This window comes from Pontixanthobacter gangjinensis, assembly GCF_009827545.1.
In the GTDB taxonomy this organism is placed as follows: Bacteria; Pseudomonadota; Alphaproteobacteria; order Sphingomonadales; family Sphingomonadaceae; genus Pontixanthobacter; species Pontixanthobacter gangjinensis.
The window spans coordinates 2,441,886-2,468,266 of record NZ_WTYS01000001.1 but is presented as its reverse complement, the minus strand read 5'-3'; the positions used below and the strand labels follow the sequence as shown (position 1 = coordinate 2,468,266).

28 protein-coding genes are annotated in these 26,381 nt (G+C 55.4%); 14 read left to right on the top strand and 14 right to left on the bottom strand.

All coding sequences use genetic code 11. From position 1 onward, the window contains the following. Positions 1–74: 74 nt before the first annotated feature. Positions 75–2,174 carry a malate synthase G gene (locus GRI36_RS11760; RefSeq protein ID WP_160598623.1) on the top strand — a complete coding sequence of 700 codons (2,100 nt, stop codon included), beginning with the start codon at positions 75–77 and terminating at the stop codon, positions 2,172–2,174. Between the two features lie 226 nt (positions 2,175–2,400). Here GRI36_RS11760 and GRI36_RS11755 read toward each other — a convergent pair whose 3' ends face one another. From GRI36_RS11755 to GRI36_RS11735, 5 genes are all read right to left on the bottom strand, one after another. Then, a complete protein-coding gene (locus GRI36_RS11755; protein WP_160598622.1) occupies positions 2,401–2,763 on the bottom strand; it encodes a DUF6481 family protein in 363 nt (120 codons plus the stop codon). 123 nt (positions 2,764–2,886) lie between these two features. Then, on the bottom strand, positions 2,887–3,705 hold the full coding sequence (gene rsmA, locus GRI36_RS11750; protein WP_160598621.1) for a 16S rRNA (adenine(1518)-N(6)/adenine(1519)-N(6))-dimethyltransferase RsmA: 819 nt from the start codon (positions 3,703–3,705) through the stop codon (positions 2,887–2,889). Next, positions 3,702–4,724, bottom strand: a complete 1,023-nt coding sequence (gene pdxA / locus GRI36_RS11745) for a 4-hydroxythreonine-4-phosphate dehydrogenase PdxA (protein ID WP_160598620.1) — start codon at positions 4,722–4,724, stop codon at positions 3,702–3,704. The genes rsmA and pdxA overlap by 4 nt, the downstream gene beginning before the upstream one ends. 5 nt (positions 4,725–4,729) lie before the next feature. Further along, a complete protein-coding gene (locus GRI36_RS11740; RefSeq protein WP_160599222.1) occupies positions 4,730–6,067 on the bottom strand; it encodes a peptidylprolyl isomerase in 1,338 nt (445 codons plus the stop codon). 211 nt (positions 6,068–6,278) lie between these two features. Then, complete coding sequence (locus GRI36_RS11735) at positions 6,279–8,600, bottom strand: LPS-assembly protein LptD (RefSeq protein WP_160598619.1); 2,322 nt, start codon at positions 8,598–8,600, stop codon at positions 6,279–6,281. Positions 8,601–8,713: 113 nt separating this feature from the next. Here GRI36_RS11735 and GRI36_RS11730 point away from each other — a divergent pair, with 113 nt between their 5' ends. The 5 genes from GRI36_RS11730 to GRI36_RS11710 all read left to right on the top strand — a co-directional run bounded on the left by GRI36_RS11730 (position 8,714) and on the right by GRI36_RS11710 (position 11,691). Beyond that, entirely contained in the window at positions 8,714–10,174 is a 1,461-nt protein-coding gene (locus tag GRI36_RS11730) for a leucyl aminopeptidase (protein ID WP_160599221.1), read from the top strand. Between the two features lie 9 nt (positions 10,175–10,183). After that, complete coding sequence (locus GRI36_RS11725; RefSeq protein ID WP_160598618.1) at positions 10,184–10,330, top strand: DUF2256 domain-containing protein; 147 nt, start codon at positions 10,184–10,186, stop codon at positions 10,328–10,330. A 15-nt stretch (positions 10,331–10,345) separates the two neighbouring features. Beyond that, the gene (locus tag GRI36_RS11720) at positions 10,346–10,783 is read left to right on the top strand and encodes a DNA polymerase III subunit chi (RefSeq protein ID WP_160598617.1); all 438 of its coding nucleotides are present in this window, start codon (positions 10,346–10,348) and stop codon (positions 10,781–10,783) included. A gap of 99 nt (positions 10,784–10,882) precedes the next feature. After that, a complete protein-coding gene (gene ndk / locus GRI36_RS11715; protein WP_160598616.1) occupies positions 10,883–11,305 on the top strand; it encodes a nucleoside-diphosphate kinase in 423 nt (140 codons plus the stop codon). 134 nt (positions 11,306–11,439) lie between these two features. Next, the gene (locus tag GRI36_RS11710; RefSeq protein WP_160598615.1) at positions 11,440–11,691 is read left to right on the top strand and encodes a YdcH family protein; all 252 of its coding nucleotides are present in this window, start codon (positions 11,440–11,442) and stop codon (positions 11,689–11,691) included. A gap of 34 nt (positions 11,692–11,725) precedes the next feature. Here the strand turns inward: GRI36_RS11710 and GRI36_RS11705 are convergent, their stop codons facing one another. From GRI36_RS11705 to purM, 3 genes are read right to left on the bottom strand one after another with little or no spacing between them, the layout of a single operon-like run. Next, entirely contained in the window at positions 11,726–12,922 is a 1,197-nt protein-coding gene (locus GRI36_RS11705) for a sulfotransferase (protein ID WP_160598614.1), read from the bottom strand. Between the two features lie 4 nt (positions 12,923–12,926). Then, entirely contained in the window at positions 12,927–13,901 is a 975-nt protein-coding gene (gene purN, locus GRI36_RS11700) for a phosphoribosylglycinamide formyltransferase (RefSeq protein ID WP_268893855.1), read from the bottom strand. Then, positions 13,894–15,000, bottom strand: a complete 1,107-nt coding sequence (gene purM / locus GRI36_RS11695) for a phosphoribosylformylglycinamidine cyclo-ligase (protein WP_160598613.1) — start codon at positions 14,998–15,000, stop codon at positions 13,894–13,896. The genes purN and purM overlap by 8 nt, the downstream gene beginning before the upstream one ends. 71 nt (positions 15,001–15,071) lie before the next feature. On the opposite strand from purM, the gene GRI36_RS11690 reads away from it, so the two are divergent. From GRI36_RS11690 to GRI36_RS11675, 4 genes are read left to right on the top strand one after another with little or no spacing between them, the layout of a single operon-like run. Further along, positions 15,072–16,364, top strand: a complete 1,293-nt coding sequence (locus GRI36_RS11690) for a heavy-metal-associated domain-containing protein (protein ID WP_160598612.1) — start codon at positions 15,072–15,074, stop codon at positions 16,362–16,364. A gap of 20 nt (positions 16,365–16,384) precedes the next feature. Continuing rightward, positions 16,385–16,996, top strand: coding sequence for a P-loop NTPase family protein (locus GRI36_RS11685; RefSeq protein WP_160598611.1), 612 nt, complete (start codon positions 16,385–16,387; stop codon positions 16,994–16,996). 56 nt (positions 16,997–17,052) lie between these two features. Further along, positions 17,053–17,757, top strand: a complete 705-nt coding sequence (gene epsC / locus GRI36_RS11680) for a serine O-acetyltransferase EpsC (RefSeq protein WP_160598610.1) — start codon at positions 17,053–17,055, stop codon at positions 17,755–17,757. Next, positions 17,757–18,137 (top strand): DUF2794 domain-containing protein, encoded by a 381-nt coding sequence (locus tag GRI36_RS11675; protein WP_160598609.1) that lies wholly within the window; start codon positions 17,757–17,759, stop codon positions 18,135–18,137. Before epsC ends, GRI36_RS11675 begins: the two co-directional genes overlap by 1 nt. Positions 18,138–18,208: 71 nt before the next feature. On the opposite strand, the gene GRI36_RS11670 is transcribed toward GRI36_RS11675, so the two are convergent. The 5 genes from GRI36_RS11670 to GRI36_RS11655 form a co-directional block, all read right to left on the bottom strand. Then, complete coding sequence (locus GRI36_RS11670) at positions 18,209–18,478, bottom strand: hypothetical protein (RefSeq protein ID WP_328598387.1); 270 nt, start codon at positions 18,476–18,478, stop codon at positions 18,209–18,211. Further along, positions 18,432–18,911 (bottom strand): phage holin family protein, encoded by a 480-nt coding sequence (locus tag GRI36_RS13760; RefSeq protein WP_202392166.1) that lies wholly within the window; start codon positions 18,909–18,911, stop codon positions 18,432–18,434. The genes GRI36_RS11670 and GRI36_RS13760 overlap by 47 nt, the downstream gene beginning before the upstream one ends. A 123-nt stretch (positions 18,912–19,034) precedes the next feature. Then, the gene (locus GRI36_RS11665) at positions 19,035–20,111 is read right to left on the bottom strand and encodes a hypothetical protein (protein ID WP_160598608.1); all 1,077 of its coding nucleotides are present in this window, start codon (positions 20,109–20,111) and stop codon (positions 19,035–19,037) included. 71 nt (positions 20,112–20,182) lie between these two features. Continuing rightward, entirely contained in the window at positions 20,183–21,118 is a 936-nt protein-coding gene (locus tag GRI36_RS11660) for an SDR family NAD(P)-dependent oxidoreductase (protein ID WP_160598607.1), read from the bottom strand. Positions 21,119–21,286: 168 nt separating this feature from the next. Then, positions 21,287–21,967: an HAD-IA family hydrolase gene (locus GRI36_RS11655; protein ID WP_160598606.1), complete on the bottom strand. Its 681-nt coding sequence runs from the start codon at positions 21,965–21,967 to the stop codon at positions 21,287–21,289. 61 nt (positions 21,968–22,028) lie between these two features. On the opposite strand from GRI36_RS11655, the gene glmU reads away from it, so the two are divergent. The 3 genes from glmU to GRI36_RS11640 are packed head-to-tail and all read left to right on the top strand — an operon-like array spanning position 22,029 to position 24,552. Further along, positions 22,029–23,384 (top strand): bifunctional UDP-N-acetylglucosamine diphosphorylase/glucosamine-1-phosphate N-acetyltransferase GlmU, encoded by a 1,356-nt coding sequence (glmU, locus tag GRI36_RS11650; protein ID WP_160599218.1) that lies wholly within the window; start codon positions 22,029–22,031, stop codon positions 23,382–23,384. Next, positions 23,381–24,025 (top strand): hypothetical protein, encoded by a 645-nt coding sequence (locus tag GRI36_RS11645; RefSeq protein ID WP_160598605.1) that lies wholly within the window; start codon positions 23,381–23,383, stop codon positions 24,023–24,025. The genes glmU and GRI36_RS11645 overlap by 4 nt, the downstream gene beginning before the upstream one ends. A 44-nt stretch (positions 24,026–24,069) precedes the next feature. After that, positions 24,070–24,552, top strand: a complete 483-nt coding sequence (locus tag GRI36_RS11640; RefSeq protein ID WP_235902248.1) for a DUF6265 family protein — start codon at positions 24,070–24,072, stop codon at positions 24,550–24,552. Positions 24,553–24,562: 10 nt separating this feature from the next. On the opposite strand, the gene GRI36_RS11635 is transcribed toward GRI36_RS11640, so the two are convergent. Continuing rightward, complete coding sequence (locus GRI36_RS11635) at positions 24,563–25,744, bottom strand: PQQ-dependent sugar dehydrogenase (RefSeq protein ID WP_160598604.1); 1,182 nt, start codon at positions 25,742–25,744, stop codon at positions 24,563–24,565. Here GRI36_RS11635 and GRI36_RS11630 point away from each other — a divergent pair. Further along, complete coding sequence (locus tag GRI36_RS11630) at positions 25,743–26,378, top strand: ribonuclease HII (RefSeq protein ID WP_160598603.1); 636 nt, start codon at positions 25,743–25,745, stop codon at positions 26,376–26,378. The two genes, GRI36_RS11635 and GRI36_RS11630, sit on opposite strands and share 2 nt — an antisense overlap. Positions 26,379–26,381 lie beyond the last annotated feature (3 nt).

Here is a 26,381-nt window from a genome sequence, read left to right as displayed (position 1 = left end):
TATCGCGCTTGTCCTCCCCAGACAATTTCGTTGAACCGGCGTGCAGTTTTGTGCGCAACCATGTGTGAGGAATTATGAGCGATATCGCGACACGTGCCGGGCTGCAGATTGACCGCCAGCTGGCCGAATTTCTGGAAATCGAAGTCTTGGGGCCGCTGGGCCGCGATGTAGACGCATTTTGGACCGGCTTCGCAGCTTTGCTGGATCGTTTCGCCCCGCGAAACCGGCAATTACTGGAAAAGCGCCAGTCGCTTCAGACACAGATTGATAGTTGGCACCGGCAACATCGCGGGCAAGACCACAATCCCGAAGCCTATCGCCATTTTCTCGAAGAGATCGGCTATCTGGTGCCTGAACCGGGCGACTTCACTATCGGTACGCAGAATGTCGATCCTGAAATCGCCACAATGGCCGGTCCGCAATTGGTGGTGCCGATTCTAAATGCGCGCTTCCTGCTCAATGCCGCCAATGCGCGCTGGGGCAGCCTGTATGATGCGTTTTATGGAACCGATGCGCTTCAGGATGCACCCGAAGCGCAGCAAGCGGGATATTGCCCGGTGCGCGGCGCGGCGGTGATCGCGGCTGGACGCCAATTTCTCGATGAGGCGCTACCGCTGGTAGGGCAAAGTTGGGCCGATATGGCCGACGAAGATGACGGCAAACTGGAGGACGAGGCCCAGTATATTGGCAAAACTGCCAGCGGCTTGCTGTTCAAAAACAACGGCCTGCACATCGAGGTCGTGTTCGACCGTGAGAGCCCGATCGGCAGCACCGACAAAGCTGGCATTGCAGACATCATTCTCGAAAGCGCGCTGACCACTATCGCTGATTGCGAAGATTCGGTTGCGGCGGTGGACGCCGAGGATAAATTGCTCGCCTATACCAATTGGCTGGGCATCATTCGCGGTGATCTGGAAGAAAGCTTTCAGAAAGGCGGTAATACACTCACGCGCCAGCTGGCTCCGAACAAAGAGTACGCCGCAGCCGACGGCAGCGCGCAAAGCTTAAGCGGCCGCAGCCTGATGTTTGTTCGCAATGTAGGCCACTTAATGACCAATCCGGCGATTCATTTGCCCGATGGCGGCGAAATTCCCGAAGGCATTATGGACGCGGTTTTCACCAGCGCAATCAGCGCGTTGGACGTAGAAAACCGCACAAAATTCGGCAATAGTCACAACGGCTCGATCTATATCGTAAAACCCAAAATGCATGGGCCGGAGGAATGCGGATTTACCAATGATCTGTTCGATGCGGTAGAGGATCTGCTTGGCCTCCCGCGCCACACGATCAAGGTCGGAGTGATGGATGAAGAACGCCGGACCAGCGCCAACCTTGCCAGCTGTATCTATGCGGTGAAGGACCGGATTGTGTTCATCAACACGGGCTTCCTCGACCGCACTGGCGACGAAATTCACACTTCTATGCAAGCAGGCCCGATGGTTCGCAAAGGAGAGATGAAATCGAGTGCCTGGCTGAAAGCTTACGAGGCACGCAATGTTGGTGTGGGCCTGAGGCATGGCCTGTCAGGCAAAGCGCAAATCGGCAAAGGCATGTGGGCTGCGCCAGATTTGATGGCGCAAATGATGCGTGAGAAAATCGCGCATCTAAACGCTGGCGCGAATACGGCATGGGTTCCGTCGCCGACTGCCGCAACACTCCACGCGCTGCATTACCACCAGAAGGATGTGTTTGAAGTGCAAAAGGGGCTGGGCGATGTTCCGAGCCTTGAACTGCTGCTTCAAATTCCACTGGCCAAGGGCGCAAATTGGTGTGAGGAAGAAATTCGCGAGGAGCTTGATAACAACGCGCAGGGCTTGCTCGGTTATGTTGTCCGGTGGATTGATGCAGGCGTTGGTTGCTCAAAAGTGCCCGACATCAACGATGTGGGCTTGATGGAAGACCGTGCGACTTTGCGAATTTCCTCACAGCACATGGCCAATTGGCTGCTCCACGGTGTGTGTACGAAGGAGCAAGTGATGGATTCGCTCCACAGAATGGCTGCGAAAGTGGACGCGCAGAACGCAGGCGACCCAACTTATGAGCCGATGGCCGGCAATTGGGACGGCGTTGCCTTCAAGGCTGCTTGCGATCTGGTGTTTGAAGGCGAAGAGCAGCCAAGCGGTTATACCGAGCCGCTGCTTCACAAATGGCGGCTGGTGAAAAAGGCTGGATAATTTCGTTTGTTCAAAACATGGCAAACAATAATTTAAATGGTGTGACCTACGTCACAGATCAAAACTTCGAAAAGCTTCAATTGGAACGCCTCCTGATCAGACATTGAGTCGAAATCAGTTGACGAGGCGACCCAGCTGCTACTTCGGTAGCGGCCAACTTTAAAAGCCGGAGCGTTGCCATGTGGCGCTCCGGCTCTTTTTGTCCCGTTATTAAATCGATGGCCCTTTAGCGCTTCTTTTTCTTGCGCTGCTTGCGGGCGGCGTAGCGAGCGTCGCGGATTGCCTTCTTCTCTTCTTCGGTAAGCTCGGGCGGAGCATTTGCGGCTGCTTCTGCTTCAGCTTCTGCTTTTGCTTTCGCTTCGGCTACTCTCTTCGCTTCAGCATCAGCCTTTACTTTTTCAGCTGCAGCGCGTTTCTCTTCGCGAGCCTTGGCTTTTGCCGCCTCGCGCGCTTCTGCAGCGGCCTTGCGCTCGGCGAGCACTTCTTCGCTGACCGGAGGTTTGGCCTTCAGCTTTTTTAGCGCCGCTTGTTTGGCTTTAGCGGCCATTTGAGTACGTTCTTGAAAGCTTGGTTGTGAGAAAGACGGCATTGGAGTTTCAGATTCCTTGATCTTGAGATGAGCAGATCCGCAATAAAATGGATCATTTGAAAGCGTCGTTAGAGCAATTGGTGCAAATGGCAAAGTGGCGAGCGCATCTGAGCATGTGATTGATCAAGTTAAAACTCGCGCAACCTCAACGAATTCCGCGACCGTTAGCGTCTCCGCGCGCCGTGTTTCGTCAATCCCAAGCTTTGCCAAGGCGTCGAGCGCGCCTGGCACCGATTTGAGGCTTTGACGAAGCATCTTACGCCGCTGACCGAATGATGCGGCCGTTATCCGCTCCAGTACTTGCGCCGAGACACCGCCTGGCATCTCTTTAGGCTCAACATGCACGATCGCGCTCATAACTTTGGGCGGCGGAGTAAACGCGCTGCGATGGACTTTCATTGCGAGTCTTGCGGATGAACGCCACTGGGCCAGCACAGCAAGCCGGCCATAAGCGCTCCCGCCGGGTGCTGACACGATGCGCTTGGCAACCTCCTGCTGGAACATCAGCGTCAGCGAGCTCCAACGCGGTGGCCATTGCTCCCCGCCGAGCCAATTCACAAATAGCGCGGTGCCAACATTGTAGGGCAAATTCGCAACTACGGCGTAAGTTTCGCCCATAAGCTGTGTGTGATCGATTTTCATCGCATCGCCTTGGATTACTTTTAACTGCCCCGGAAAAGCATCGTCCAATTCAGCCAGGGCGGGGAGGCAGCGGGTATCCATCTCGATTGCCGTCACGCGGGCACCAGCACGCAGCAACGCGCGGGTTAAGCCGCCGGGACCAGGGCCGATTTCGAGCACGGCCTTACCTTCGAGATTCCCGGATAATGCGGCAATTCGATCCAGCAACTGCTCGTCAAACAGGAAGTTCTGGCCAAGCGCTTTGGATGCGCTGAGGCCGTGCTTTGCAATCACTTCACGCAAGGGGGGTAGGTCGGTCAATTCTGCCGTGCCCGGCGCGTTGCGCAATCGCCCGCCATCTTAATTGCCGCAATCATCGCGCCTGCATTGGCAATGTTTTTGCCTGCAATATCAAAGGCCGTTCCGTGATCGGGCGAGGTGCGAATAATTGGCAGCCCAAGCGTAACGTTCACACCTTGGTCGAAATCGAGCGCCTTAACCGGGATCAATGCCTGATCGTGATACATGCACAGCGCCACGTCATAATTACCGCGAGCGTGCGGCGCGAACATTGCGTCTGCCGGATGCGGGCCGGTTGCATCAATGCCTTGACTGCGCAGGGCTGCAATAGCCGGGACAATGATCTCCAGCTCTTCGCTGCCAAATTTGCCGCCCTCTCCTGCATGCGGATTCAATCCTGCAATTGCTATCCTTGGTTGCTCAAGCCCAAAATCGCGCCGCAACGCTGCGACAGCGATGCGAGTGCGCTGGATGATCAAGTCTGCAGTTATTAAACCGGGTACATCCGAAAGAGCGCAATGCACCGTCAGCGGAATAGCCTTAAGCTGTGGTCCGGCAAGCATCATGACCGCCTGCTCATCTGCCAGGCCGCAAGCACGCGCCAGATATTCGGTTTGGCCCGGATGGGTGAAACCAATTTCCGCAAGCCGTGATTTTGCGATTGGAGCGGTCGCGATTGCCGAAACTTTTTCGCCCACTGCCAGTTTGGTCGCCCCGCGGAGTGATGCAAGCGCGAGGCGCGCGCCTTCTTCTGACGGCTTACCTGGGCTGTAATGCGAATCGATCGCTCCGAATACAGGCATGCACTCGTCAAAAACTTCGCAAGCTTCGCTGATTGATGAAACATGGCGTAACGGCATGTCCAAGCCGCGCTGCTGTGCGGCGGCGGCCAGCACGCTTGCTCCGCCCACTGCAAAGAATGGCGCAAGCGCTGCCTGCTTGCGTACATTCCATGCCAGCGCAATGATTTCAGGGCCGACCCCGGCGGGATCACCAATTGAAAGCGCTATCGGCCCCATGGTTTTGGGCGGATTGCCCATTGCGATCAGTCGTACTCGATATAGGCGTCGCTGCGTAGATCGCGGAGATAGCGTTGAGCACGTTTCTGAATGCGCTCATTCTCCTTCTCTTCGATGATTTGCTCAATTGTAGCGGCTGCCGCTGATTGGGGATCATCGCGCCCACACAGCATTAGCACCCGGACGCCGTCTGCAACGGAACCGAACGGAGGAGTCGTTTGTCCTACTTGAATGCTGAGCAGCGGTGTTTGCAATTGTTCCGGTAGCGCGCGCGCGCGGATTTCATTTTCTACCACTTCGGCACCTATTGACGCCGCAACGGCATTTGCATCTCCGCACCCTCGCATCCGCGCGACCGCATCGGTAAACAATTGTACGCGTGCGTTGGTTTGTTCGTCGGTTGATTTGGGGTCAAATCCGATGGAGATTTGCTTTAGGCTAAGCATCGCATCGCGCGGATCAGCCATACCGAGTTGCCTCTTGTCGATTAGATACATGATCACAAGACCGCCAGGAACTTCAAACGGTCCGACTAGCTGCCCTGGGGACATTTGACGGGCGCGTGTGGCCATTTCACTCGGCAGTGTATTGAGCCGGACGAAACCCAAGTCTCCTCCGACCGCAGAAGTTGAAGCTTCAGAAAACTGGCGGGCATAGGCTACAAAATTGCCGCCTTGTTGCAATTGCGCTACGATCTGGTTCGCGTTTTCGAGAACCGCTTCCCTATTCTCTATGGTCGCGCTGAGGTAGATTTCCCCCAAACGATATTCTTCGGTACCACGCTCGGATGCGCGGCGTGCCAGTTCCTCGCGCGCCTCTTCCTCGGAAACGTTTACAAACGGAGAGATGTTACGACGAATGACATTCGTCCACGCAATTTCACCGCGAATTTGCCGTTTTAGTGATGCAGGCGAGGAGCCGATGCCCAGAAGGTAGCTGTCCATTCTGGCGGGGTCAGCGCTGAAATTCTGGCTGGCGACTTGCGCATATCGTTGATCAACTTCTGCATCGCTTACGGGCAATTCCTGTGCATTTGCATCCTGGATTTGCAGCGTCTCGTCGATCAAATTGCGCAGCACTTGCATTCTCACACGCTGCAATTCTGCGGGCGGTAATTCGCCTTCCGATTGGGCTACTAGCAAAGCAACGCGGTGATCCACGTCAGTTCCGGTAATCACTGTGCCATTGACCAACGCCGTGGCGGACCGAACATTCGGGTCGTTATCGGACAGCAAGTTTACATCGGCAGGAATGCCGAGAGGATTTTCAGTGGTACGAGTCGCAACATCCTGCGCCTGCAAGGCAATGGGGCTGGCTGCTAAGCCAAGTGCGGCAAGACTGCCAAAAAACTTGGAAAAAGTCATTTCAATCACATGTAAATTCCGTTTGCAGCGCAGTCCTATGCGCCTTGGGACATTGTTTTTGAACGCGTTCGGCTTAACCTTCGCTGAGCGCTCGAAACCCTACTTTTCCGCCGATAGCGCGTTTGATGCGCGCTGCCAATCCTCGGGCGTAGCCAGAAGCCATTCCTTGTGCGTTCCAGCCATTTCCGGCGAAAAATTGCCAGTAAAGTAACTAACGAAAGCCAAGATTACGCAATGCAAAATAGAGCTGGAATGTATCGCCGCGCTGGGCATCTCCGGATGTAACGTAGTCGCGCCGCCAGGTTAGCCCAAGTTCCAGACAATCATCACTATAGGCAAGCCCAAGCCGCGTACGCACTGGTTCGAAACCATCTGAGTTAAGTGTCGGGTCTTCGTTTCTGTCAGTCAGGTTGAACACACCTGACCCGAAAACAGACCAATATTTTGCAAACGCGACACGGGTTGCAATGCGCAATTCTTCGCGATCTTGTAAATCCTCGATCCCGGCGGCGATGTCCCGGTTTAGCCGCAAATAGCCGATCTCGGCATAGGTTTGCCTAGTGCCAACAGTGGCATCAAATTCATTACGGCGAATGGCGAGATTATCTTTATCAAGCCTGTAGCGGTGCGTGAGTTTAACGAAGTCGCGGAACCGCACTTCGGTTCGCCCGACCACATCCGAAACACGCCCACTTAGCCCGGTTCCGTCGACCAAGATGTTGTTATCTGTATCTAGGCGGTATGACTGGCCCAATGTCGTTTTTACGCGCCAACCGGGACGCTGCAATTCCCAGTCGAAACCATATGTAATGCGCGCGCCATCCTCGACTCGGTCATAACCAGGAAAGCGGTTGAGCGCGAAAAGGTTGGAATCTTCCAGATCGATTGCCCGCGCATCTTCATTGGGCACCGCGAGGTTGCGAATGGGCGGGCTCGCCACAAACTGAACGCGCGGAGTGAAGACCTGCGTTCCGCCGAATGCTTCGCCTACAAATGGCCATTCCATGTCGAGTGCAGCGACCGCAATACCGCGCCCTTGCCAACCGGACTGGCCGCGGTAGATCGCTGTGTTGGTGAATGCGTTTTCGTCGCTGTAATAGACATCGCCGCGAACCATGCCGGTCAGTGTAATGACTTGGCCCAGATTGGTCAGTCGCTTCATATCCCAACGAGCCCCGGCAAAAGCGCGCTGTGTATCTTGGCCTTGGTCTCGGAACAGGGCGAGCGTGTTCGCCTGCAATTCCAAAGTGCCACCAAGGCCCGTAGGATCAGAGATGCGTTTGCGATAATCGATAACGGGCAGGACCAAGGGAACTTGGCCTTGCGGCTGATTGAGCCGCAAGGTCTGCGTTGCCCAGCCAGCTATCGACAAGTAGGATGTGTTGGAAATACGTTCGAGATTGACCGTCGAGCGCAGCCGGTCATCACGGCTAATATCGTAGCGGCGCAGGAATGTGCGGTCGCTCGCGGCGCGGACTGAACCGGTTAAACTCCACTCAGGGCTGAATTGAAACCGCCCATTTGCAAAAATGTAACCGCGAGCGTCCTTTTCGCTGGTTGGAACGCCGCTAAACCGCGAAATTCGACGGCTGTTTGTAGCATATCCGGTGATTTGATACGCGCCCTTGTCGGTCAAATGCCGCCATTGCCCAGAAACCATCGGCGGAGCGTCGCTGAAGACATATCCGTTTACCGCTAAATCCTTATTATCGGCTAGCCGCCAATAATAGCCGGCGCGGACCTCAACGCCATTCGATTCAGAGATACGAAAGTCAGGAACAGTTATGCCGGAAACCGCGCTGCCATCAGTGCGAACGGCGAGGCCGGGAAGGGGTAATAGTCGCTGGCCAAAAAGTTCCAGAAAGGCACCGCGAAAACGGATCCGTTTCTCCGCCGGATCATATGAGACACGGTCAGCAATTATTCGCCAACTGGGGTCTTTATTGCAATTGTCCGGATCAATCACCGCACAGGCGCTGTAAGACGCATCTGACAAAGTGATGCTGCCATCAGCTGCCCGGGCTCCCTCGCGGGCTGCCAGCCGGCCACCTTCGCGTAAAGCTAGCAGTAAATTATCCATCGCCCCAGCATCGAACTCGTCGGTGAGTTCAATTCTGTCTGTATAAAGCTGGTTGCCCTCTTCATCTACGAAACGAACATCGCCGGTTGCAACAATTTGTCCGGTCCTGCGGTTCCAGATGACAGTTTCTGCCAGCACCGAGCGATCGTCGCTGCGCAGGATGACCCGGCCATTGGCGGTGACGATGTCGTTTTCCGAATCAAACGCGATCGTATTTGCTTCGAAGTCGATCTGGCGAGGCTCTTGCTCTACTATCGCTTGATCAGCGATATTCAGAGATGCATCTCCTGCTGCCTCAGCCACATCCTGCGCGGCAGATGGATCTGCATTACCCACGCACAGCGCAAGCGCAACGAGCGCAGACGCCAAAACTGGCGGATGCGCTTGCGCGTTTCGGATAAGTATCCGGTGCGCAATTCTTGAATGGGTTATCGATTCCGAGCGGCGTAGCATGGCTTGCCTATCGCACCGTCCCCGCCTAATCGCAATTCCATTCATCAGCGTCCTCGCACGCTTAGACCAATCAGGCGCAATGTGCGCCAATGAACACATTTTTTGGAGAACCCATGCAGGTCAAATTTTCAGCCAGCCAGCCAGCCGATGCGCGTCTGGTGGCGCATATTACTGACAAGGACAATACACCAGAGACTTTGGAAAAGTCACTCGTGGAAGGTGCCAAAGCAGCTCGTTTTAAGGGGACTGGCGGACAATTGTTTGAAGGGTTTGTAGAGCGTGATGGCAATGTAGTTCGTGTTGCATTGGCTGGTGCCGGGGAGGTCGGTGCAGAAGATCGCAGTGCAAATCTAGAAAAAGCAGGCGCGGCATTGGCTGCTAAATATCTCACGTCCGGCGAAAAATCGCTGGTATTGGATTTTTCCGGCAGCGGGCTGGATGCAGGTTCTGCCGCGTCCGTGCTGCTCGGCTTGCGGCTTCGCAGCTGGCGGCATGATTTGTATCGCACGAAGCTGAAAGACGAACAGAAAATCAGCTTGACCAGCGTGACAGTCGTTGGTGCAGCCGAGGGTATCGATGCAGCTTGGGCCGATGCTTGCGCGATTGCCGACGGCGTTGAATTCACCCGCGATTTGGTTGCAGAGCCAGCTAACAAGCTATTTCCGGTCAGCTTTGTGGAGCGTTGTCAGGAAAAATTTGCCGGAACTGGCGCAGAACTGATTGTTCTGGATGACGCACAAATGGAAGAACTGGGCATGGGTTCGCTGCTTTGCGTCGGCGTGGGTTCGGAGCAACCTTCGCGGATGCTCGCTATCCGCTGGAATGGCGGTGAAAAAGGCGAAAAGCCAACTGCGTTTGTGGGCAAGGGCGTTACGTTTGATACAGGCGGCATTTCGCTGAAGCCAGGCCCCGGTATGGGCGATATGAAATGGGACATGGGCGGTTCTGGCGCGGTCGTTGGTGCGATGCTGACACTTGTGAAGCGCAAGGCCAAGGCAAATGTTGTGGGCGTTGTCGGGCTGGTCGAAAATATGCCTGATGGCAAGGCAACGCGGCCCGGTGACGTTGTGACCTCGATGTCGGGCCAAACGATTGAAGTGCTGAACACCGACGCGGAGGGCCGCCTAGTGCTCGCCGACGCGCTTCATTGGACACAAGTTGAATTCAAGCCGAAGCAGATCGTCGACTTCGCAACGCTGACCGGCGCGATCATCGTTTCGCTAGGTAATGAGCATGGCGGGTTGTTTGCGAATGATGATACAATCGCTGACAATTTGTTATCAGCGGGTAAATCCAGCGGCGACAAAATGTGGCGCCTGCCGCTTGCGCCTGCCTATGACAAAATGATCAACAGTCCTATTGCCGATATGCAAAACATTGGCGGCAAAGGTGCTGGTTCGATCACCGCGGCGCAATTCCTTAAGCGGTTCATCATGGATGATACGCCATGGGCACATTGTGACATTGCCGGAATGGTCTGGGCCGACAAAGCAGGTGCGACTTGGGACAAGGGAGCAACTGGTTTTGGCGTGCGTTTGATCGATACTTTCGTGCGCGATACCTGCGGAGGCTAGTTCCACGAAATGGCCCGCATGCGCAAAAAGGCGGATTTGCCGAGCAAAATTTGCAAAGCATGCGGGCTGCCGTTCAACTGGCGAAAAAAATGGGCACGCGATTGGGACAATGTGACCTACTGTTCCGAGCGCTGCCGACGCAACAAGCCGATGTAGGATAGGAGCTAGCAGATGAAAGTCGATTTCTGGCAACTCTCCCGCGATCCGGCAGACCGGGTAGTGGCGATGATTGCCCAGCGCGTGCTGGGATCGGGCCAGCGGCTGTTGGTTGTGTCTGAAGACCCGGCGCAGTTGGACCAAATCGGCAAGACCTTGTGGAATACCGCCCCGGCTGAATTCCTTGCCAATGGCAAGGCTGCAGCGACGGGGGCAGAGCGCCAACCGATCCTCCTGTCACCAGAGTGCGGAGCGGCCAATGGTGCCAGTCACGTGATATTCGCAGATGGTATTTGGCGCGAAGATGCGAGCAAATTCGAACGGAGCTTCCTGTTGTTTGGTGAGAGCACTTTGGAACAAGCGCGCGCTTGTTGGCGCTCACTTGATAATTCTGATGGTTTGGAGCGCAGTTTCTTCCGTCAGGACGAAGGCAAGTGGGTTAAGGTCGCCTAGCTTGGGTAAGAGGGAGCAGCCATAATGCTTGCGATTTGTGCGCTGCAGCGCTAGTGGCGCGCGCAACTATATTACTCCTCCCAATCTAAGGAATTGTTCATGGCGGTTACCCGCACCTTTTCGATCATCAAACCTGATGCGACCAAGCGCAATTTAACCGGCGCAGTCACCAAGATGCTTGAAGAAGCTGGCCTGCGCGTCGTCGCTTCGAAGCGCATCCATATGACCCGCGATCAAGCCGAAGGCTTTTACGCGGTTCACAAGGAACGTCCGTTCTTCGGTGAATTGGTCGATTTCATGATCAGTGGGCCCGTTGTCGTGCAGGTGCTTGAAGGCGAGAACGCCATGCAAGCCAACCGCGACATCATGGGTGCGACCAACCCGGCTGATGCTGCCCCCGGAACAATCCGCAAGGAACTGGCTGAAAGCATCGAAGCCAACACCGTCCACGGTTCGGATTCGGACGAAAATGCAGCGATCGAAATCGCTTACTTCTTCAACGAAGACGAAATCGTCGGCTAAGCGCAATTACTTCGTTAATTTTTTGGCCCCGTCGGAGCGATCCGGCGGGGCTTTTTCATTTGCAATTTGATCTAACGCAAAGCGGTCTGCCAGCTTGCTCTCTAAGGTGCTGCGAACAAAGCAAGGGAACCAGCATGGCACATACACCTCACGAAATTGGCGCAGTATTCTCAAAGGATGCTGAACTGCTTCACAAATTGAAGCTTGGTAACGCGCATTTTGTGAAACTTGCTGACAAATATCATGCGGTGAACCGAGAAGTTCACCGGATTGTGGCTGAGGTCGAAGGTGCATCTGATGAGCGTGTCGAGAGCCTCAAGAAGGAGCGCCTCGCTTTGCTTGATGAAATTAGCGACATTGTAAGCGAGGCGCGCTCGGAAAAGTAAACAATTTTTCAGGCGACCTGATGGGGTCCCCGTTCTAGCTAGCCTTTGGGAACTTCGCCATGTCGTTGCCATGTCCGTGATGCGGCGAAGATGCGGCATTTTTTTGTATCTTGCGCATGGCGACTAAAGCTTCGCTGGACAGCGAGATATCGAGTGATTGGTAAATGTGCGCGATCTCAGTTTCCCAATCTGAGCCGAGCCTTTCAAAGTGAACTTCTGATACTAAATTTCTGGACTGCGCCAATCCATCGTCAAGCCGCTGCGAACGCAACGCGAGTTTCCGTTGCCATTCGGCCTCGATCCATCGCAGATCGACATTGTTGGACTGGATGACCATCTGGTTTGCTACCAATGAAACCGAACTGCGCAGTGTGTCTTCATCATTTCGGCGCGCCACGATGATACGGCCATCGGGGAACTGAGCGAGTAGTGCGGGCAGGTCCTCGGCGAATTGCGGAGTTTTGATTACGCGTGGTTTACTTGAGTTACCCTGATGCGCTGCATCTGTCCGTAGTAGCCGCGCGAATTCGCGGTAGACGGGGGCCGGGTCACGTGCTTCGCTGAAGGCCGCGTAAGATGGAATGCGCCATTGTGCCTCATAGGCGCTGTGATCGAGTGCAGATGCGAGCCAGCCTAGCTCCTCGTCAGCACGGGCAGCGCCGAACGGATGAAGGCTATCGATCCAAGGGTCTAGCTTGCGGGCCATAAACAGGGTCAGCGCTCCGCGCACCGGCCGAAAATCGGGCTTTTCAGGAACCGGGTGCCAACTGTCACAAAACCGCGTCGCAGCCAGTGCAGGATCCGCCGCGAGCAAACGATGGATTCGGGTAGTGCCAGACCTCATCTGCCCAATTACAATAATCGGGGGCGCAATTTCCGTTTTCAGCAAGCCGGGCTGGGTTCGCCACAAAGCACCGAGAGCAAAGCGCTGCTTGATCGCGCGGACCAATTGACCATACGCGAAGGCTCGGCCCAAATTGTTTAGATTCGCTTCGGATTCAATCGCTTTGCAAAGAGAGTCTAGCCGTTCTCGAAAATCGGCCAAATCATCTGCCGAGCGTCCGCCAGCTTCATCTTCGGGCTCGAAGCCTTTACTGCCTCGCTCGATTAGCTCTTCGGGGTCGAGCGGCACACGGTCCATCCAACTACGTTCCCATGCTTTGCCAATCAGCCGATCGAGTCGGCTGGCCAAAGGTGCGCGTGCCAAGGGATGAGGGCGAGGCGGCGGCATTCGCCTAGAACTCTTCAGCCGCGTCAATCAATCTCGTCAATCGTTTGGGAGCGACTGCCTGCCAACTGCGTCGGAGCCAATGGTCGACCTGGTCCCAATCGACGTCCGGCCGGTTCAGGATCAGGCCGACCCACCCACTTGCGCCGTAATAGGCAGGCCGAAAGAACGCGCCGGGGTCGCGCTCGATCAAAGCGGTCATTTCATCTTGGCCGCTAGTCTTGGCCAAAAGTGCAATATGCGGTTCGCCGTGATGCTGATTGTTGAAATAGGCGAAATATTTGCCGCTCTTACCGCCAGTGCGCCAGCCGGGTGAACCATGACTCTCGCGTTCTTCCACTTCGGGCAGCGCAACGGCAAGTGTGCGGACGCGGTCAAATAGCCAATCTGCGCTGTACCCGCGGCTGACATAGGCGTTTACGACATGAGGAAAGAGCTGGTGTTCGGCGATACGTATCCGGTCCGATAATGTCTTGGGCGTGTCATCCGGCTGGATTGCGACCTCTAATTGGCCAAGGATTTCACCTGCATCGAGTTCATTTGACACGATATGAACCGTAGCGCCGGCAACCTTGTCACCAGCATCAAGGGCTCGCTTATGCGTGTCCAATCCCCGATATTTGGGCAGCAGCGACGGATGGATATTGAGCATTTTTCCGTTCCAGCGCTCCACGAACTGTGCGGAGAGAATGCGCATATATCCGGCCAGAACTATGTATTCTGCATCGGCATCGAAGACCGCCTTTTCCATGATTTTATCATGCTCGGCACGGTCCATTCCTTTGTGAGAATGGGCGAAGGTGGCAATGCCTTCGGATTTGGCTGTCATCAGGCCTGCGGCATCGTGATTATTGCTGGCGGCCAGAACAATCTCAAAGGCCGCATTAGGTAGCCGGCTTGCATAAAGCAGCGCCGTCATATTGGTTCCGGTGCCAGATATCAGCACCGCGATTTTGGACTTCACAGGCACCTGATCAGGCAAAATGCTCGGCTTTCCATGCGGTTCCAGCAGCCCAAGTTTCAGTTGAGCCAGTAACGCTGCATCCGCGTGCGCCTTCGCCAATCACGCCGATTTGCAAGACCGTTTCGCCTGCATGCTCCAGTTGCACAGTCAGTTCGGCAACATGCTGTGGGTCAACTGCAAGCACCATGCCGATACCGCAATTGAATGTGCGGGCCATTTCAGCTGGCTCGATATTTCCCTGCTCTTGGAGAAAAGCCATCAGGCCCGGTTGCTTCCAACTGTCAGCATCCACTGTGGCATGTGCACCTTCGGGCAAGACGCGCGGAATGTTTTCGAGCAAGCCACCGCCGGTAATATGGGCCAGAGCGGCAATCTTTCCACCGCGAATCGCCGGCAGCAAACTCTTCACATAGATGCGTGTTGGCTCGATCAGAGCTTCGATTAGTGTTCTTCCTGATTCGAACGGGGCAGGTTCATCCAGTTTCCAGGACTTATCTGCAGCCAGCCTGCGGACGAGTGAATAGCCGTTTGAATGGACACCTGAACTGGCCAAGCCGAGCAAGATCTGGCCCGGAGCAACCCTGTCTCCGGTCAATTGCTCGCCGCGCTCGACCGCACCGACGCAGAAGCCTGCCAAATCATAATCACCAGCGGAATACATGCCCGGCATTTCTGCTGTTTCGCCGCCAATCAGCGCGCAGCCGGCGATTTTGCAACCCTCTGCAATGCCCGCGACAACGCGTTCAGCAATGCCGGTTTCCAACTTTCCAGTTGCAAAATAATCTAGGAAGAACAATGGTTCAGCGCCCTGTACGATCAAATCGTTGACACACATCGCAACCAAATCAATGCCGACCTTGTCGTGTTGATCGAAATCAATTGCAAGCTTAAGCTTGGTCCCGACACCGTCATTGGCGGCGACTAGGAGAGGGTCCTGATACCCGGCAGCCTTTGGATCGAAAAACCCGCCGAACCCACCTATTTCAGATGTCGCGCCTGGCCTTGCGGTGGCTTTCACCAAGGGGCCGATGGCTTTTACCAAAGCGTTGCCTGCGTCGATATCGACACCGGCTCCGGCGTAGGTGTAACTGTCTTGTGACGATTTTTTTGAGGACATGACCACAGGCTTTAGCCATTCATGCTTGGAATTCCACGCACCTTTGGGCAAAAGGCCCGAAGTTTTCCCCGATGACCGATAATCTCGCCTCTACCGCCTCGACGCGCACGCTCAAAACGAGAGCTGTTTTCCAGTGTATGCTGGTGCTGTTTGCGCTTGCGCTCGCAATTGTTGCAGGGCGGGTTTTAACCGCCCAAGTCGAGGGTGACCGAGGTATTGCGGCGGTTGTCAGCAGCAGTGACATCGACGTGAGCGGGATTGAAGTTGATGTGCGCGGTGACGATGCTGAAGACGCTCGCCAAAATGGCTGGCGCGAGGCGCAACGCAAAGGCTGGGCCAAGCTTGGCGGTCCTTCGGTTTCCGATTCGCAGCTGGAATCGATGGTTTCGGCGATTGTGATCGAACAAGAACGAATCGGCGCGAAGCGCTACATAGCCACTTTGGGTATCATCTTTGATCGGGGCCGTGCTGGCCGTTATTTAGGCAGCAGCGCTAGCGCTTCTCGTTCTGCACCAATGCTGTTGATACCGGTGACGTTTTCAGCCGGTTCGCAGATGGTTTATGAAAAGCGCAACCCATGGCAACGCGCATGGGCTGAATATCAGGCGGGTTCGAGCCGGATCAATTACGTCAGGCCCTCTGGCGCAGGCAGTGATTCCTTGGTGCTCAATTTTGGTCAAGTTGGACGTCGCAGCCGTTTGTGGTGGCGCAATATCCTCGACGAGTTTGATGCAGCTGATGTGCTGGTTCCAATCGCCAAGTTGGAGCATCAATTTCCGGGTGGGCCCATAAAAGGTGGATTTACCGCCCGTTATGGGCCGGACAACACTTTCCTGGACAGTTTTACCTTAACCGCGAAGAACGATGCTGATCTGCCGCGGATGCTTAAGGAAGCGGTCGCGCGGTTTGATATTATTTACGGTCAGGCCTTGGCTGATGGTAAACTCAAGCCCAACCCCTCGCTCAATTTTGGCGGCGGTGCGGATCCGGTGCTGCAGCGGTTGATCGAAATCGGCCGTGCCGCGGCAGCTCAAGAACGCGCTGATAAGGCCTTGGCAGCCAGCACCGCATCAGGCGAAACGGCGACCGCGTCTGAAACCCCGGCGGCGGCGCCGACAGCCGCAGTGGTGTCCAGCTATGTTGTACAATTCGCTAGCCCTGATGCGGGCGCAATTGACGCCACTCTTGCGGCGGTGCGGGCAACCTCCGGAGTGCGCGGTGCGGCCACGACCAGTCTGGCAATTGGCGGTACTTCGGTCATGTCGGTGACGTATGGCGGCAGCATTGCGGACCTGGCAGCGGCGCTGCGGGGGCGGGGCTTTACGGTCAATCAGGGCAGCAACGCACTAGCCATTAGCCGCTAATCGGCGCAAGATTGCCGACTATGTCTCAAATTGCTCTGCCGCTGTCTCGCAAAGGTTCAGGCGATCCGGGCCGGATCGTGATCGGCAATGCCAATTCTGAAGTGATTGAGGCGCTACGCAATCCAAGCCACTGGCCGTTTAAAACGGCGATTCTGTCTGGTGAGCCACGTTCAGGAAAGTCGCTGTTGGGGCGTTGGTTTGAATCCTTAGGTGAAGGCGAAGTAATCGATTCAGCAAACATTTGGGACGAGACCGAATTGTTCCACCGCTGGAACCGGGCCCAAGAAGATGGGCGCCCATTGTTGCTGATTAGCGATGCCGATGGCTGGGAAGTTGAATTGCCAGATCTGGGCTCACGCCTTGGCTCAGCCTTGAATCTTCAGATCGCGACGCCCGATGACGAAATGCTTGCTTTTCTGATTGAAAGCATTGCCATCCAGCACGGCCTTGCTTTGGGTGAAGGGGCGATTACCTATCTGGTACCGCGGGCCGAACGCAGTTTTGCCGAAATTGAGCGTCTGGTGTTGATGATTAACCGGCTTAGCCTAGAGCGCAAAGCGCCGGCGACTTTAGGCATTTGGCGGGACGCGCTGGAAGCTATTCGGGGGCCGGAGCAGGGCCGTCTGCTGTGAAGATTTGCATTGGCCTACCGCTTGCACTGTGCCGGAAATGATGGGAGAATCAGGATATGTTCACAAGGCTTAGAGCCTATCTGGATTCGATCCGCGCCCGCGACCCCGCGCCTCGCTCCCGTTGGGAAGTGCTGATCTACCCTGGCGTTCTCGCGGTGGGAATGCACAGCATTGCGCATTGGCTCTTTCAAAGGCGGCTGTTCTTCCTGGCACGATTCGTGAATCATTTTTCGCGTTTTTTGACGGCGATTGATATCCATCCCGGCGCAAAAATCGGCAAGAATTTCTTTATCGATCATGGCTTTACAGTGATCGGTGAAACGGCTGAGATTGGCGACAATGTCACAATCTATCAATGTGTTACGCTGGGCGGGACGAACCCGACCAATGGCATTGGCGGGAAGCGGCATCCGACGTTGAAGGATCATGTGATTATTGGCTCCGGCGCGCAGATTATCGGACCGATTGTAATTGGAGATCATGCTCGGGTAGGCGCCAATGCGGTGGTCACAGATGATGTACCAGAAGGTGCGACGATGATCGGATTGAAGGCTCGATCCACACTGGTTCCGGCAGAAGAATGGCTCAAGGATTTCATTCCCTATGGCACTCCATGCGATGAGCCTTGCGAGGAATTGATTGAAACCGGGCCGAAACGCATCGCCGATCTGGAAGAACAGTTGAAATCACTCCGGGCAGATGTTGATGCAATGAAGTCCAGCAGTGACACCCCAATAAAGCGCAGCGGGACCATTGATTGATGGTGGCTGGCAGAACTTCTGGCTCGGGCATAGCGGACCATGTTGATGCGCGGATCATTGCATTTCCCGGCCGGAAGCCGTCCCAGACGGCGTTTGCGCGCGACGAACTTCAGCGGATTTTGGATTTGTATGGGCGAATGGTCTCTGCCGGAGAATGGCGCGATTATGCCATGGACTTCACCCGCGACGTGGCGGTGTTCTCCGCATTCCGCCGGGCTACTGAAAAGCCGCAGGCTCGGATAGAGAAACGCCCTTCTTTGCGAAACAAGCAGGGCATGTGGGCGCTTTACGGCGAACATGGCCAGATATTGAAGCGAGGCCATGACTTGAATGGAGTGCTAGCGCCGGTCGAACGCCGGTTTGTTAAAGCTATCGATTGAATTCACCGACTAAGTAGGCCTACTCAAAAGCGTTCCAAGCGTTGCTTGAGTTGGCCTGAGCGGTCGTAATCTCACCAACCAGTTTTATCCGCATGATTGATGCGACGACCATCAGCAGCTGGGCAAAGCCGGTCAGGCCGAATTCCATCCAAACACGGGGTCATGAATACGATATCTGTCAACACATCGACCATCAGCTTGAGCGCGAGTGCGGTCCAGATCAGGGTGGCGGTAATATAGGCCGTCCACCAGGCGGCAACATCCTCTACCCCTGAATGGGTATGTTCAGGAATTTCACCGCGGCTGCGATTGTGCAATTCGCGCATGGCACGGAACGGCACGATCAAATTGGCGACCGGAACGATGTAGCAGCCAACGGCCCATGAGGGGATAATCCATTGGCAGATTCTGGTCGCGCAGATTGGCGTGTGCTTTGTAAATCCAGATTAGCGAGGTGACGATCAAATCGGCCACTGCGATCAAAGAAAGCAGGCCAGCAATCATCAGGCCAGCAATCATCAGGCCAGCAATCATCAGGCCAGCAATCATCAGGCCTGCAACAATAAGGATTATCGGCCAGATCGACACCGATGGCTCAATTGGCCCAGTGCTGACCGCTATATCTTCTGGCCCTTTGAAGGTCACATATCCAACCGCCACGATGCCGAGCAGGGTGAGCGCGATGTAAGAGCACGCGAAGAATTTTACGAAATTGGCTAGCACCTTTAGCGTGGAAGACATTCTTAGTGTTGAAGGTCGAGCTTGATCGTTCATTGCCCATTTCCTCTGCCCAGGCCCGCCATGTCATTCGCGCTCGGATAAGCCCCCATTTCTGCAGCCCCAAAAAAACCCCGCGCAATTACTGCGCGAGGTTTTGTTGGTGTTCAGGAGCTTAAGTCACGCCGTAACGAGTTTCCCCGATACGGGCAGCCGCGCTTGTAGATTGTCTGGTAATTGCGCGATAATCGTTTGGCGGATTGGGGTCCAGAATGCCGACAGGGTAAGCAAGGCCGAACCGATGACCAAAGCGGTGAGCGCGACATTCAATTCAACCGCGCCGAAGCGGTCGAACAGCCATGTAAGCGTGACCAATACATAGGCGAGGGCTGAGACCAGCAAGGCCCGGCGATCAATCGCGAGTGCGATCAGCCCCATCGCGATATAGACCACCAGCACCCCGATTGCGGCACTTGCGCCGATGTTCTGGCCTTCGGTCACGCCGATCCAATAGAACAATGGATGCGCAATCATTGGCGCGGCTAGCAAGTGAAGCCAGAAGGCCACATCGCTGCGCCGTGTCTGACGCTCGCGGTCACTGATGTCCCACCGCATTGCGAATGCAAAGATGGCAAGACCAACCACGAACACCAAAGGTATCAGGATGCTTTCCGCGCTGTTGCCATTATCAGGATTGAACGCGGCCATTATCAACGCAATCACCGTAATGGCCACTGCGCCTGCGCCAGCGGCAACCGTGATAGGCACTTTGAAGCGGCGCCAATGTATGTAAGCGGCACCAGCTGTCAGCAAGCCGGAGCCGCCGACGATCGAAGCGATCAGTGCTTCTGAAGGGTTGTCCAAATCCGACAGCATCACCCCGGTGCCAAGTACCGCAGCGAACACGCCCCCAACAAATGCCAGCAACAATATAATACTAGGTAATGCCATCCGGCGCTTGCGAGTGAAGAATTCAGCCATGCCCCATGCGGCTGCTGCCACCAGCAAACCAGAGAAGGGCGGTGGCCCGTCGGCATTGGGTGTAATAGCCTGACCGATGCCAGCCATGGCGACTAGCATCAAAATCGCGGCAATTGTCACGAAAATATCGTTGAAGCTATTGATCAGCCGGAAATGTTCTTCATCTCCGACCGCCGTATTGCGCCCTGCGGCGACATGATTGCGCAAAGCATTAGCTGCCTCTGCACTGAGTGCGCCGGTCGCTACCGCCGTGCGCAGATCGTCTTCTGTATACATGGGCCTACTCCATCCCTGTTGATAGGGAAGAAGTAGGCCTAGTGTGTTAGTGTGTCAATACAGTGGTGATTTCAACCGCGTGCGCTGGAAGGAGCGGCATCTGCGCCAAGCACTTCTTGCATTGCCTTCAGGATCGCGCCACTTTGCTCGCTGCCCGATTGCGGGGCTTTAAGGTTGGTCATCGAATTGATGTCATCCCAGCGTGCAGCAAAGCCTTCGACAGTGCGTTCACCCTCTTTCAGCCAGACTGCGTCGTTCATGGTCACCCATGCGCTGTGGAAGCCGCCTGCACCCGCGCCAACGATCTGATTGGTCGGTGCATCTTCGCTGACCAGGAACAGGGCCGCCGGGGCAACGTTTTCAGGTGAGAACAGCTTGAATGCTTCTTCGGGGAACAAATCTTCGGTCATGCGCGTGCCCGCAACCGGCGAAAGCGAGTTGCAACGGATGTTGTATTTCGCGCCTTCGAGGTGGAGCGTCTTGGTCAGACCGGCGAGCCCGAGCTTGGCAGCGCCATAGTTTGCCTGACCAAAGTTACCGAACAGACCGGTCGAGCTGGAAGTCATCAGGATGCGGCCATAGGCTTGCTCACGGAACGTTTCCCAGCATGCTTTAGTGGCATAGGCCGAACCGAGCAGATGAACTTTGACCACGAGTTCAAAATCTTCGGGGCTCATCTTGGCGAAGCTCTTGTCGCGCAGAATTCCTGCATTGTTGATTAGAACATGTACGCCGCCCCATTTCTGTTTGGCGTCTGCAACCATCTTCTCCATTTGGTCATATTCGGTGACCGAACCGCCATTGGCGACCGCTTCGCCGCCGGCTTTCACAATCTCTTCAACGACTTGTGCCGCTGCGTCTGATGTGCCGGTGCCATCACGTGCGCCACCGAGGTCATTAACGACTACTTTAGCGCCGCGACGGGCGAGTTCGAGCGCATATTCGCGGCCCAATCCGCCGCCAGCGCCAGTTACGATTGCTACGCGATCCTTGAACGAAATGGTCATGCATTCTCTCCAACTGAATTCTGATATTTTGCTTTACGTTGCCGTAAACGTGAGCACGGATTGGCAGTTTCTTAGGCGTGTTGCAACTGCGAACAAGCTGCGCCCCCATTCCGTAGCGTTAGGCTGAGCGCTTAGGCATTGAATAACACGAATCGGGGTCTTTGGCACTCACAACGATTCCAATGCGCCAATCAGCTCAGTAGCAGCATGAATGACCGCATCCGCGCCCAGTTCATGCGGTGGCTTGTCACAATATCCATAGGCGCAGGCGATCACCGGTACGCCAGCAGCCTTGGCTGCATCAACATCGTAGGAACTGTCGCCAATAAAGGCGATGGAACCGCCGCCGCAACGTGTGCGTGCTTCGATTACCGGATCGGGCGCAGGCTTTGCGTTGCCTTTGCCCATCGTATCACCGCCGATGATGGTCACGAACCGGTCCGCCAACTGGAGTTGGTTCAGAATGTCGGTAGCAAAGCTTTCGAACTTGTTGGTGACGATGGCTAGCTTGACCCCGCGATCAGCCAGTATATCCAGTGCCTCGATAATTCCGGGATAGGGCCGCGAATGGACCGCATTATTCTCCGAATAATACGACAGCATTTGTTTGTAGAGCGTGTGAAATGCATCACGTTCCATCCTCGCTCCACCTGATGTTTGATCGTCAACTGCGCGGGACAGCATCATCTTTGCGCCTCCACCGATCAAATCTTTCGAACTATCTACTGGCACTGGGTCAAACCCGCCTAGCTTCAGTGCGTGGTTCACCGCCGCGCCAAGGTCTTGATGTGTGTCGAGCAGCGTACCGTCGAGGTCGAAGCCGATTGCGGAGAAAGGAAATTTGTTCATGGCAGCGCTGCGTGGCGGAAGGTTCTTCAAACCGCAAGCATTTGGTGGCATGGCGCAATCTATGACCAAATTTGCAGCCATCATCCTCGCCGCGGGCAAAGGCACCCGCATGAAATCGGATTTGCATAAGGTGCTTCACCCGATCGGCGGCAAGCCGATGTTGTTTCATTTGCTCGACAGTTTCGAGGAATTGGCACCAGCCCATACCGTCGTTGTCGCCGGTGACCGGCATGAGCAGCTTTGCGATGCAGTGGCGGACCGCAATGTCTCCGTCGCGCTGCAGGAACCTCAGCTAGGCACGGCTCATGCGGCATTGATGGCCAAAGATGCACTTGGCGGTTTTGAAGGGCTGGTGATGGTCAGCTTTGGCGATTGCCCGATGGTGAAATCCGCCACTGTGCAGAAACTGTGTGACGCAATTCAAGGCGACACCAAAGTCGCTGTTTTGGGCTTTCGCCCTGACGATACGCTGGCCTATGGCCGAATTATTGCGGATGAAGACGGAACCGTGCGCAAGATGGTCGAGCATAAGGATGCAAGCGAGGAGGAGCGGGCCTGCAATCTGTGCAATTCAGGCGTAATCGTGGCGCACAGTAAAGACATCTGGCGGCTGCTAGAAGGGGTCGGCAATGACAACGCGCAGGGCGAGTATTATCTGCCAGACGTAGCCACCAATGCGATTGCAGAGGGCGACCGCGTGGTGGCTGTCGAAACGTCACCTAGCGAAGTAGCAGGGATCAATTCGCGCGCTGAATTGGCGACTGCAGAAGCGCAGTGGCAAGACTTCAAACGTGAAGAGGCGATGGCTGCGGGCGTGTCACTCAAAGCGCCTGAAACCGTGTTCTTCAGTTGGGATACGGAGCTGGGCCGTGATGTGGTTGTTGAACCGCATGTAGTATTTGGCCCCGGCGTTAAAGTCGCCGACCACGCACTGATCCGCGCCTTTAGCCATCTCGAAGGCGCAACTTTGGGCGAACATACTTCAGTCGGGCCCTATGCCCGGCTTAGGCCCGGTGCGGTGCTGGAAGAGGGCGCGTTCATCGGCAATTTTGTCGAAATGAAGAAAGCGACGCTCGGCAAAGGCGCGAAGGCCAGTCATTTGACTTATCTTGGAGATGCTACAGTGGGTGCGGGCGCGAATATTGGCGCGGGCACGATCACCTGCAATTATGACGGTTATTTCAAGCACCAGACAGTGATTGGTGAGCGCGCCTTTATTGGCAGCAACTCGTCGCTAATCGCTCCGGTGAATATCGGGGCCGACGCGATCATTGCTGCTGGCAGCGCAGTCAGCCGCGATGTCGCCGCCGGAGAATTGCGGATGGTGCGCGGGGAGCAATTGGTCAAACCCGGCTGGGCAGACCGTTTCCACGATACGATGAAGAAGAAAAAAGCTGCGGAGAGGGATAGGAAATGAGGCAAATCAGGAGGTTTAAGCCTGCGCTTTCGCTTGGTTTGGCGTGCCTGATTGTAGCGGGGTGTGATTTGCCCGGTTCGGACCAATCTGGGACGAATGACGATCAAGAAAATCGCGCTGTATCTGATGCGGCAAATGTTGCTCAGGGGCCTGCAAAATCGAACGTTCCTGAGGGTGCGTTACCCAATCCGGAACCTGCAAAAATTGTGCGGGCGATTTGTGCGGAAGATGAACCGATCATTTTCAGCTGCACCGTAAAGGGCGGTAAGCAATTGTCGGTTTGTGCCAGTGAAACAGATGCTGGTAAGCCGACTGCGCAATATCGCTTCGGCAGGCAATCCGCAGAAATGGTGATCAATGGCGGCCGCTTTAGCAGCGTGCCATATTCGGGCGGGGGAGAAGCGCAGATTGCCTTCAGCAAGGGCGACACGCGCTATATTGTGTTCAGCCGGGTGATCCGAACCAATTTCGAACCGGGGGAGCCCAATGAACCTGATTTTCAGGATGGGGTGATGGTCGTTAGAAGCGGGAGACCGGCCGTTACGATCCGCTGTGAAGGCGAAGTGGCACAAGAAGTCGATGTCGCAGCGGGCGATCTTTACGGCGGCATCGGTGATGAAGTATTCTATCCTGAAGATTGACCGATTGAATTTAAACGCCAAGCCATGAACTTAGGAGAGCGACAATGCGGTTTAGAACTCTGAGATCAATCGGCTTGGCAATTGGAGCATTGGTAGCATCTGGTCCGCTGTTCGCACATGAATTGCCAGTCTGGATGGCCGGGTGTTGGGTGCAGACCCAAGACGATCAATGGACCGAAGAGTGCTGGACAGGCGCGCGCGCAGGAATCATGCTTGGCAGCAGCCGGACGGGGCAGAGCGAAAATCTGCGTTTCTGGGAGACGATGCAGATCGTTCTCGATCAAGAGAATGAAGATGGTCCAGTCTGGCCAATGGTGATCTGGGCGTCTCCATTGGGAGAGCAGCGCACAATGTTCACATTTGAGCCAGGCGATGCGCCGGGGGTCAGCTTTGTCAACGAAGCCAATGATTACCCGCAACGCATCCGCTATTGGCGCGAAGGTGAACTTCTGAAGGCAGAGATATCGATGCTCGATGGCAGCAATAGCAGGACATGGACCTATCGCGCCATGGGGAGCGGCGATTGAACCAATGTTGTCAGGCCGGCGTTAGGCGCAGCAACCGCCCGCCTTCACCGTCCTCGATCACCCAAATCGCACCGTCGGGGGCTTCGACAACAGCTCTGAGCCGGTTCTCAAAACCATAGCGTGCTGCTTCGCTGGCACCATCGCCGTCAATTTTTACATGGACCAATTCGTTGCTCGACAAGCCAGCGATCAGCGCAGTACCTTTCCAATCAGAGAACATATCGCCGCCATAGAAAATCATCCCGCCTGGGGCGATTACTGGTGTCCAAGTGATCGCTGATTGGGCGAGATCAGGACGGGTCGAGTTGTTCGGGATTTTCTTGCCATCATAGTGATTACCATCGGAAACCAACGGCCAACCGTAATTCGATCCGGCGGCGACCAGATTGAATTCGTCACCTCCGGCGGGACCATGTTCAACATCCCACAGGCGGCCCTGCGCATCGAAGCCCAAGCCCAGAATGTTGCGGTGGCCGTAAGACCAGATTTCATTGGTGGGCGCGGGCTTGTCTGCCATCGGATTTCCGGCAGCTGGCGTCCCATCAAGGTTAAGCCGAACTATCGTGCCCAAAGTGTTTGATGTGTCCTGTGCGGGCTGCATCTTTTGGCGGTCGCCGGAGGCGACAAACAGATGCTGGCCGTCAGGTGAAAATACGATCCGATGCGAATAGTGGCCCCGGCCGGTTACCTTGGGTGTCTGACGCCAGATGATGTCCAAATCGGAAATTGAGCAAGCAGCATCACTTTCACAGGCGAGAGTTCCGCGTCCAACGACAGCGCCGCGCGTTTCACCATCACCGGCTTCGACCCAGCTCAGATAGATCATTTTGCTGTCGGCATAATCAGGCGCGAAGGCAATATCGCCAAAACCGCCCTGGCCGCCATAATCAACCTCTGGCGTGCCTGACACTGACCCGGTCTGGCCTGTCTCGGGATTGACGAATTTCAGCTGGCCGGATTTTTCCGTGACGAAAATCCTGCCGGTCGTTGGTTCAAATGCTCCGGCCCAACCTTCATTGAAAGTACCATGTTCGGTTACTTTGAACGGACCGATGATCTTTGCATCCGCTGTCGTGTGAATTGAGGAGACAGTTGCGCCATTGTCCACCGATGCAGTTGCTCCGCAGCTTGCGAGTGCCAAGATGGCGGGTGATAGCGCCGCCAAGACGAACCTATTTTTTGAGATAATCATGTTTGCTGCAACTCCCAAAGCCGGATTTGGTGCCGAACTTTTTTCAGTCGGCGTTGATGAAGCCGGCCGTGGTCCGCTGGCTGGCCCGGTTGTGGCTGGTGCGGTGGTGCTTTGCAAGCCAGCGATCGAGGGTCTCGACGATTCCAAGAAACTTTCAGCAAAGCGCCGTGCCAAGCTCGACATTGTAATCCGCGAGCAATGCGCATGGGCAGTTGGCGTAGTTGATGCAGAGCAGATCGATAGGCTGAATATTCTAGGCGCGACATTGTTGGCAATGACGCAAGCGGTTGAGCGTTTGACCGGGCTTCTTGAAGGCCGTCCCGACGTCGTTCTGATTGACGGAAATATTTCACCAAAAGGGCGTTGCCCAGACTGGCGAGCAGACCTTTGGGGCGATGGCCGGCCGATTGTCGGAGGGGACGCTTTGGAACCGGCAATCTCGGCTGCCTCAATCGTTGCCAAGGAGTGGCGCGACCGGATGATGATCGAGGCTGCCCTGCAATATCCGCAATACGGTTGGGAACGTAACAAAGGGTACGGCACGAGAGATCATATGATAGCGTTACGCGAATGCGGCCCGACGCCGCTTCATCGCAAAAGCTTCGCCCCAGTTGCACAATTGGGTTTGATCTGAGCA

Bases quoted from the DNA above. Each gene is read 5' to 3' on its own strand.
- GRI36_RS11660 (WP_160598607.1), bottom strand. From the start codon at position 21,118: ATGACCATTTCGTTCAAGGATCGCGTAGCAATCGTAACTGGCGCTGGC.
- GRI36_RS11635 (WP_160598604.1), bottom strand. From the start codon at position 25,744: ATGATTATCTCAAAAAATAGGTTCGTCTTGGCGGCGCTATCACCCGCC.
- GRI36_RS11685 (WP_160598611.1), top strand. From the start codon at position 16,385: ATGTCTCAAATTGCTCTGCCGCTGTCTCGCAAAGGTTCAGGCGATCCG.
- GRI36_RS11640 (WP_235902248.1), top strand. From the start codon at position 24,070: ATGCGGTTTAGAACTCTGAGATCAATCGGCTTGGCAATTGGAGCATTG.
- GRI36_RS11645 (WP_160598605.1), top strand. From the start codon at position 23,381: ATGAGGCAAATCAGGAGGTTTAAGCCTGCGCTTTCGCTTGGTTTGGCG.
- GRI36_RS11755 (WP_160598622.1), bottom strand. From the start codon at position 2,763: ATGCCGTCTTTCTCACAACCAAGCTTTCAAGAACGTACTCAAATGGCC.
- GRI36_RS11630 (WP_160598603.1), top strand. From the start codon at position 25,743: ATGTTTGCTGCAACTCCCAAAGCCGGATTTGGTGCCGAACTTTTTTCA.
- GRI36_RS11760 (WP_160598623.1), top strand. From the start codon at position 75: ATGAGCGATATCGCGACACGTGCCGGGCTGCAGATTGACCGCCAGCTG.
- GRI36_RS11735 (WP_160598619.1), bottom strand. From the start codon at position 8,600: ATGCTACGCCGCTCGGAATCGATAACCCATTCAAGAATTGCGCACCGG.
- GRI36_RS11665 (WP_160598608.1), bottom strand. From the start codon at position 20,111: ATGTATACAGAAGACGATCTGCGCACGGCGGTAGCGACCGGCGCACTC.
- GRI36_RS11710 (WP_160598615.1), top strand. From the start codon at position 11,440: ATGGCACATACACCTCACGAAATTGGCGCAGTATTCTCAAAGGATGCT.
- GRI36_RS11740 (WP_160599222.1), bottom strand. From the start codon at position 6,067: ATGACTTTTTCCAAGTTTTTTGGCAGTCTTGCCGCACTTGGCTTAGCA.
- GRI36_RS11675 (WP_160598609.1), top strand. From the start codon at position 17,757: ATGGTGGCTGGCAGAACTTCTGGCTCGGGCATAGCGGACCATGTTGAT.
- GRI36_RS11705 (WP_160598614.1), bottom strand. From the start codon at position 12,922: ATGCCGCCGCCTCGCCCTCATCCCTTGGCACGCGCACCTTTGGCCAGC.
- purM (WP_160598613.1), bottom strand. From the start codon at position 15,000: ATGTCCTCAAAAAAATCGTCACAAGACAGTTACACCTACGCCGGAGCC.
- pdxA (WP_160598620.1), bottom strand. From the start codon at position 4,724: ATGGGCAATCCGCCCAAAACCATGGGGCCGATAGCGCTTTCAATTGGT.
- glmU (WP_160599218.1), top strand. From the start codon at position 22,029: ATGACCAAATTTGCAGCCATCATCCTCGCCGCGGGCAAAGGCACCCGC.
- GRI36_RS13760 (WP_202392166.1), bottom strand. From the start codon at position 18,911: ATGAACGATCAAGCTCGACCTTCAACACTAAGAATGTCTTCCACGCTA.
- ndk (WP_160598616.1), top strand. From the start codon at position 10,883: ATGGCGGTTACCCGCACCTTTTCGATCATCAAACCTGATGCGACCAAG.
- epsC (WP_160598610.1), top strand. From the start codon at position 17,053: ATGTTCACAAGGCTTAGAGCCTATCTGGATTCGATCCGCGCCCGCGAC.
- GRI36_RS11655 (WP_160598606.1), bottom strand. From the start codon at position 21,967: ATGAACAAATTTCCTTTCTCCGCAATCGGCTTCGACCTCGACGGTACG.
- GRI36_RS11730 (WP_160599221.1), top strand. From the start codon at position 8,714: ATGCAGGTCAAATTTTCAGCCAGCCAGCCAGCCGATGCGCGTCTGGTG.
- GRI36_RS11690 (WP_160598612.1), top strand. From the start codon at position 15,072: ATGACCGATAATCTCGCCTCTACCGCCTCGACGCGCACGCTCAAAACG.
- GRI36_RS11720 (WP_160598617.1), top strand. From the start codon at position 10,346: ATGAAAGTCGATTTCTGGCAACTCTCCCGCGATCCGGCAGACCGGGTA.
- GRI36_RS11725 (WP_160598618.1), top strand. From the start codon at position 10,184: ATGGCCCGCATGCGCAAAAAGGCGGATTTGCCGAGCAAAATTTGCAAA.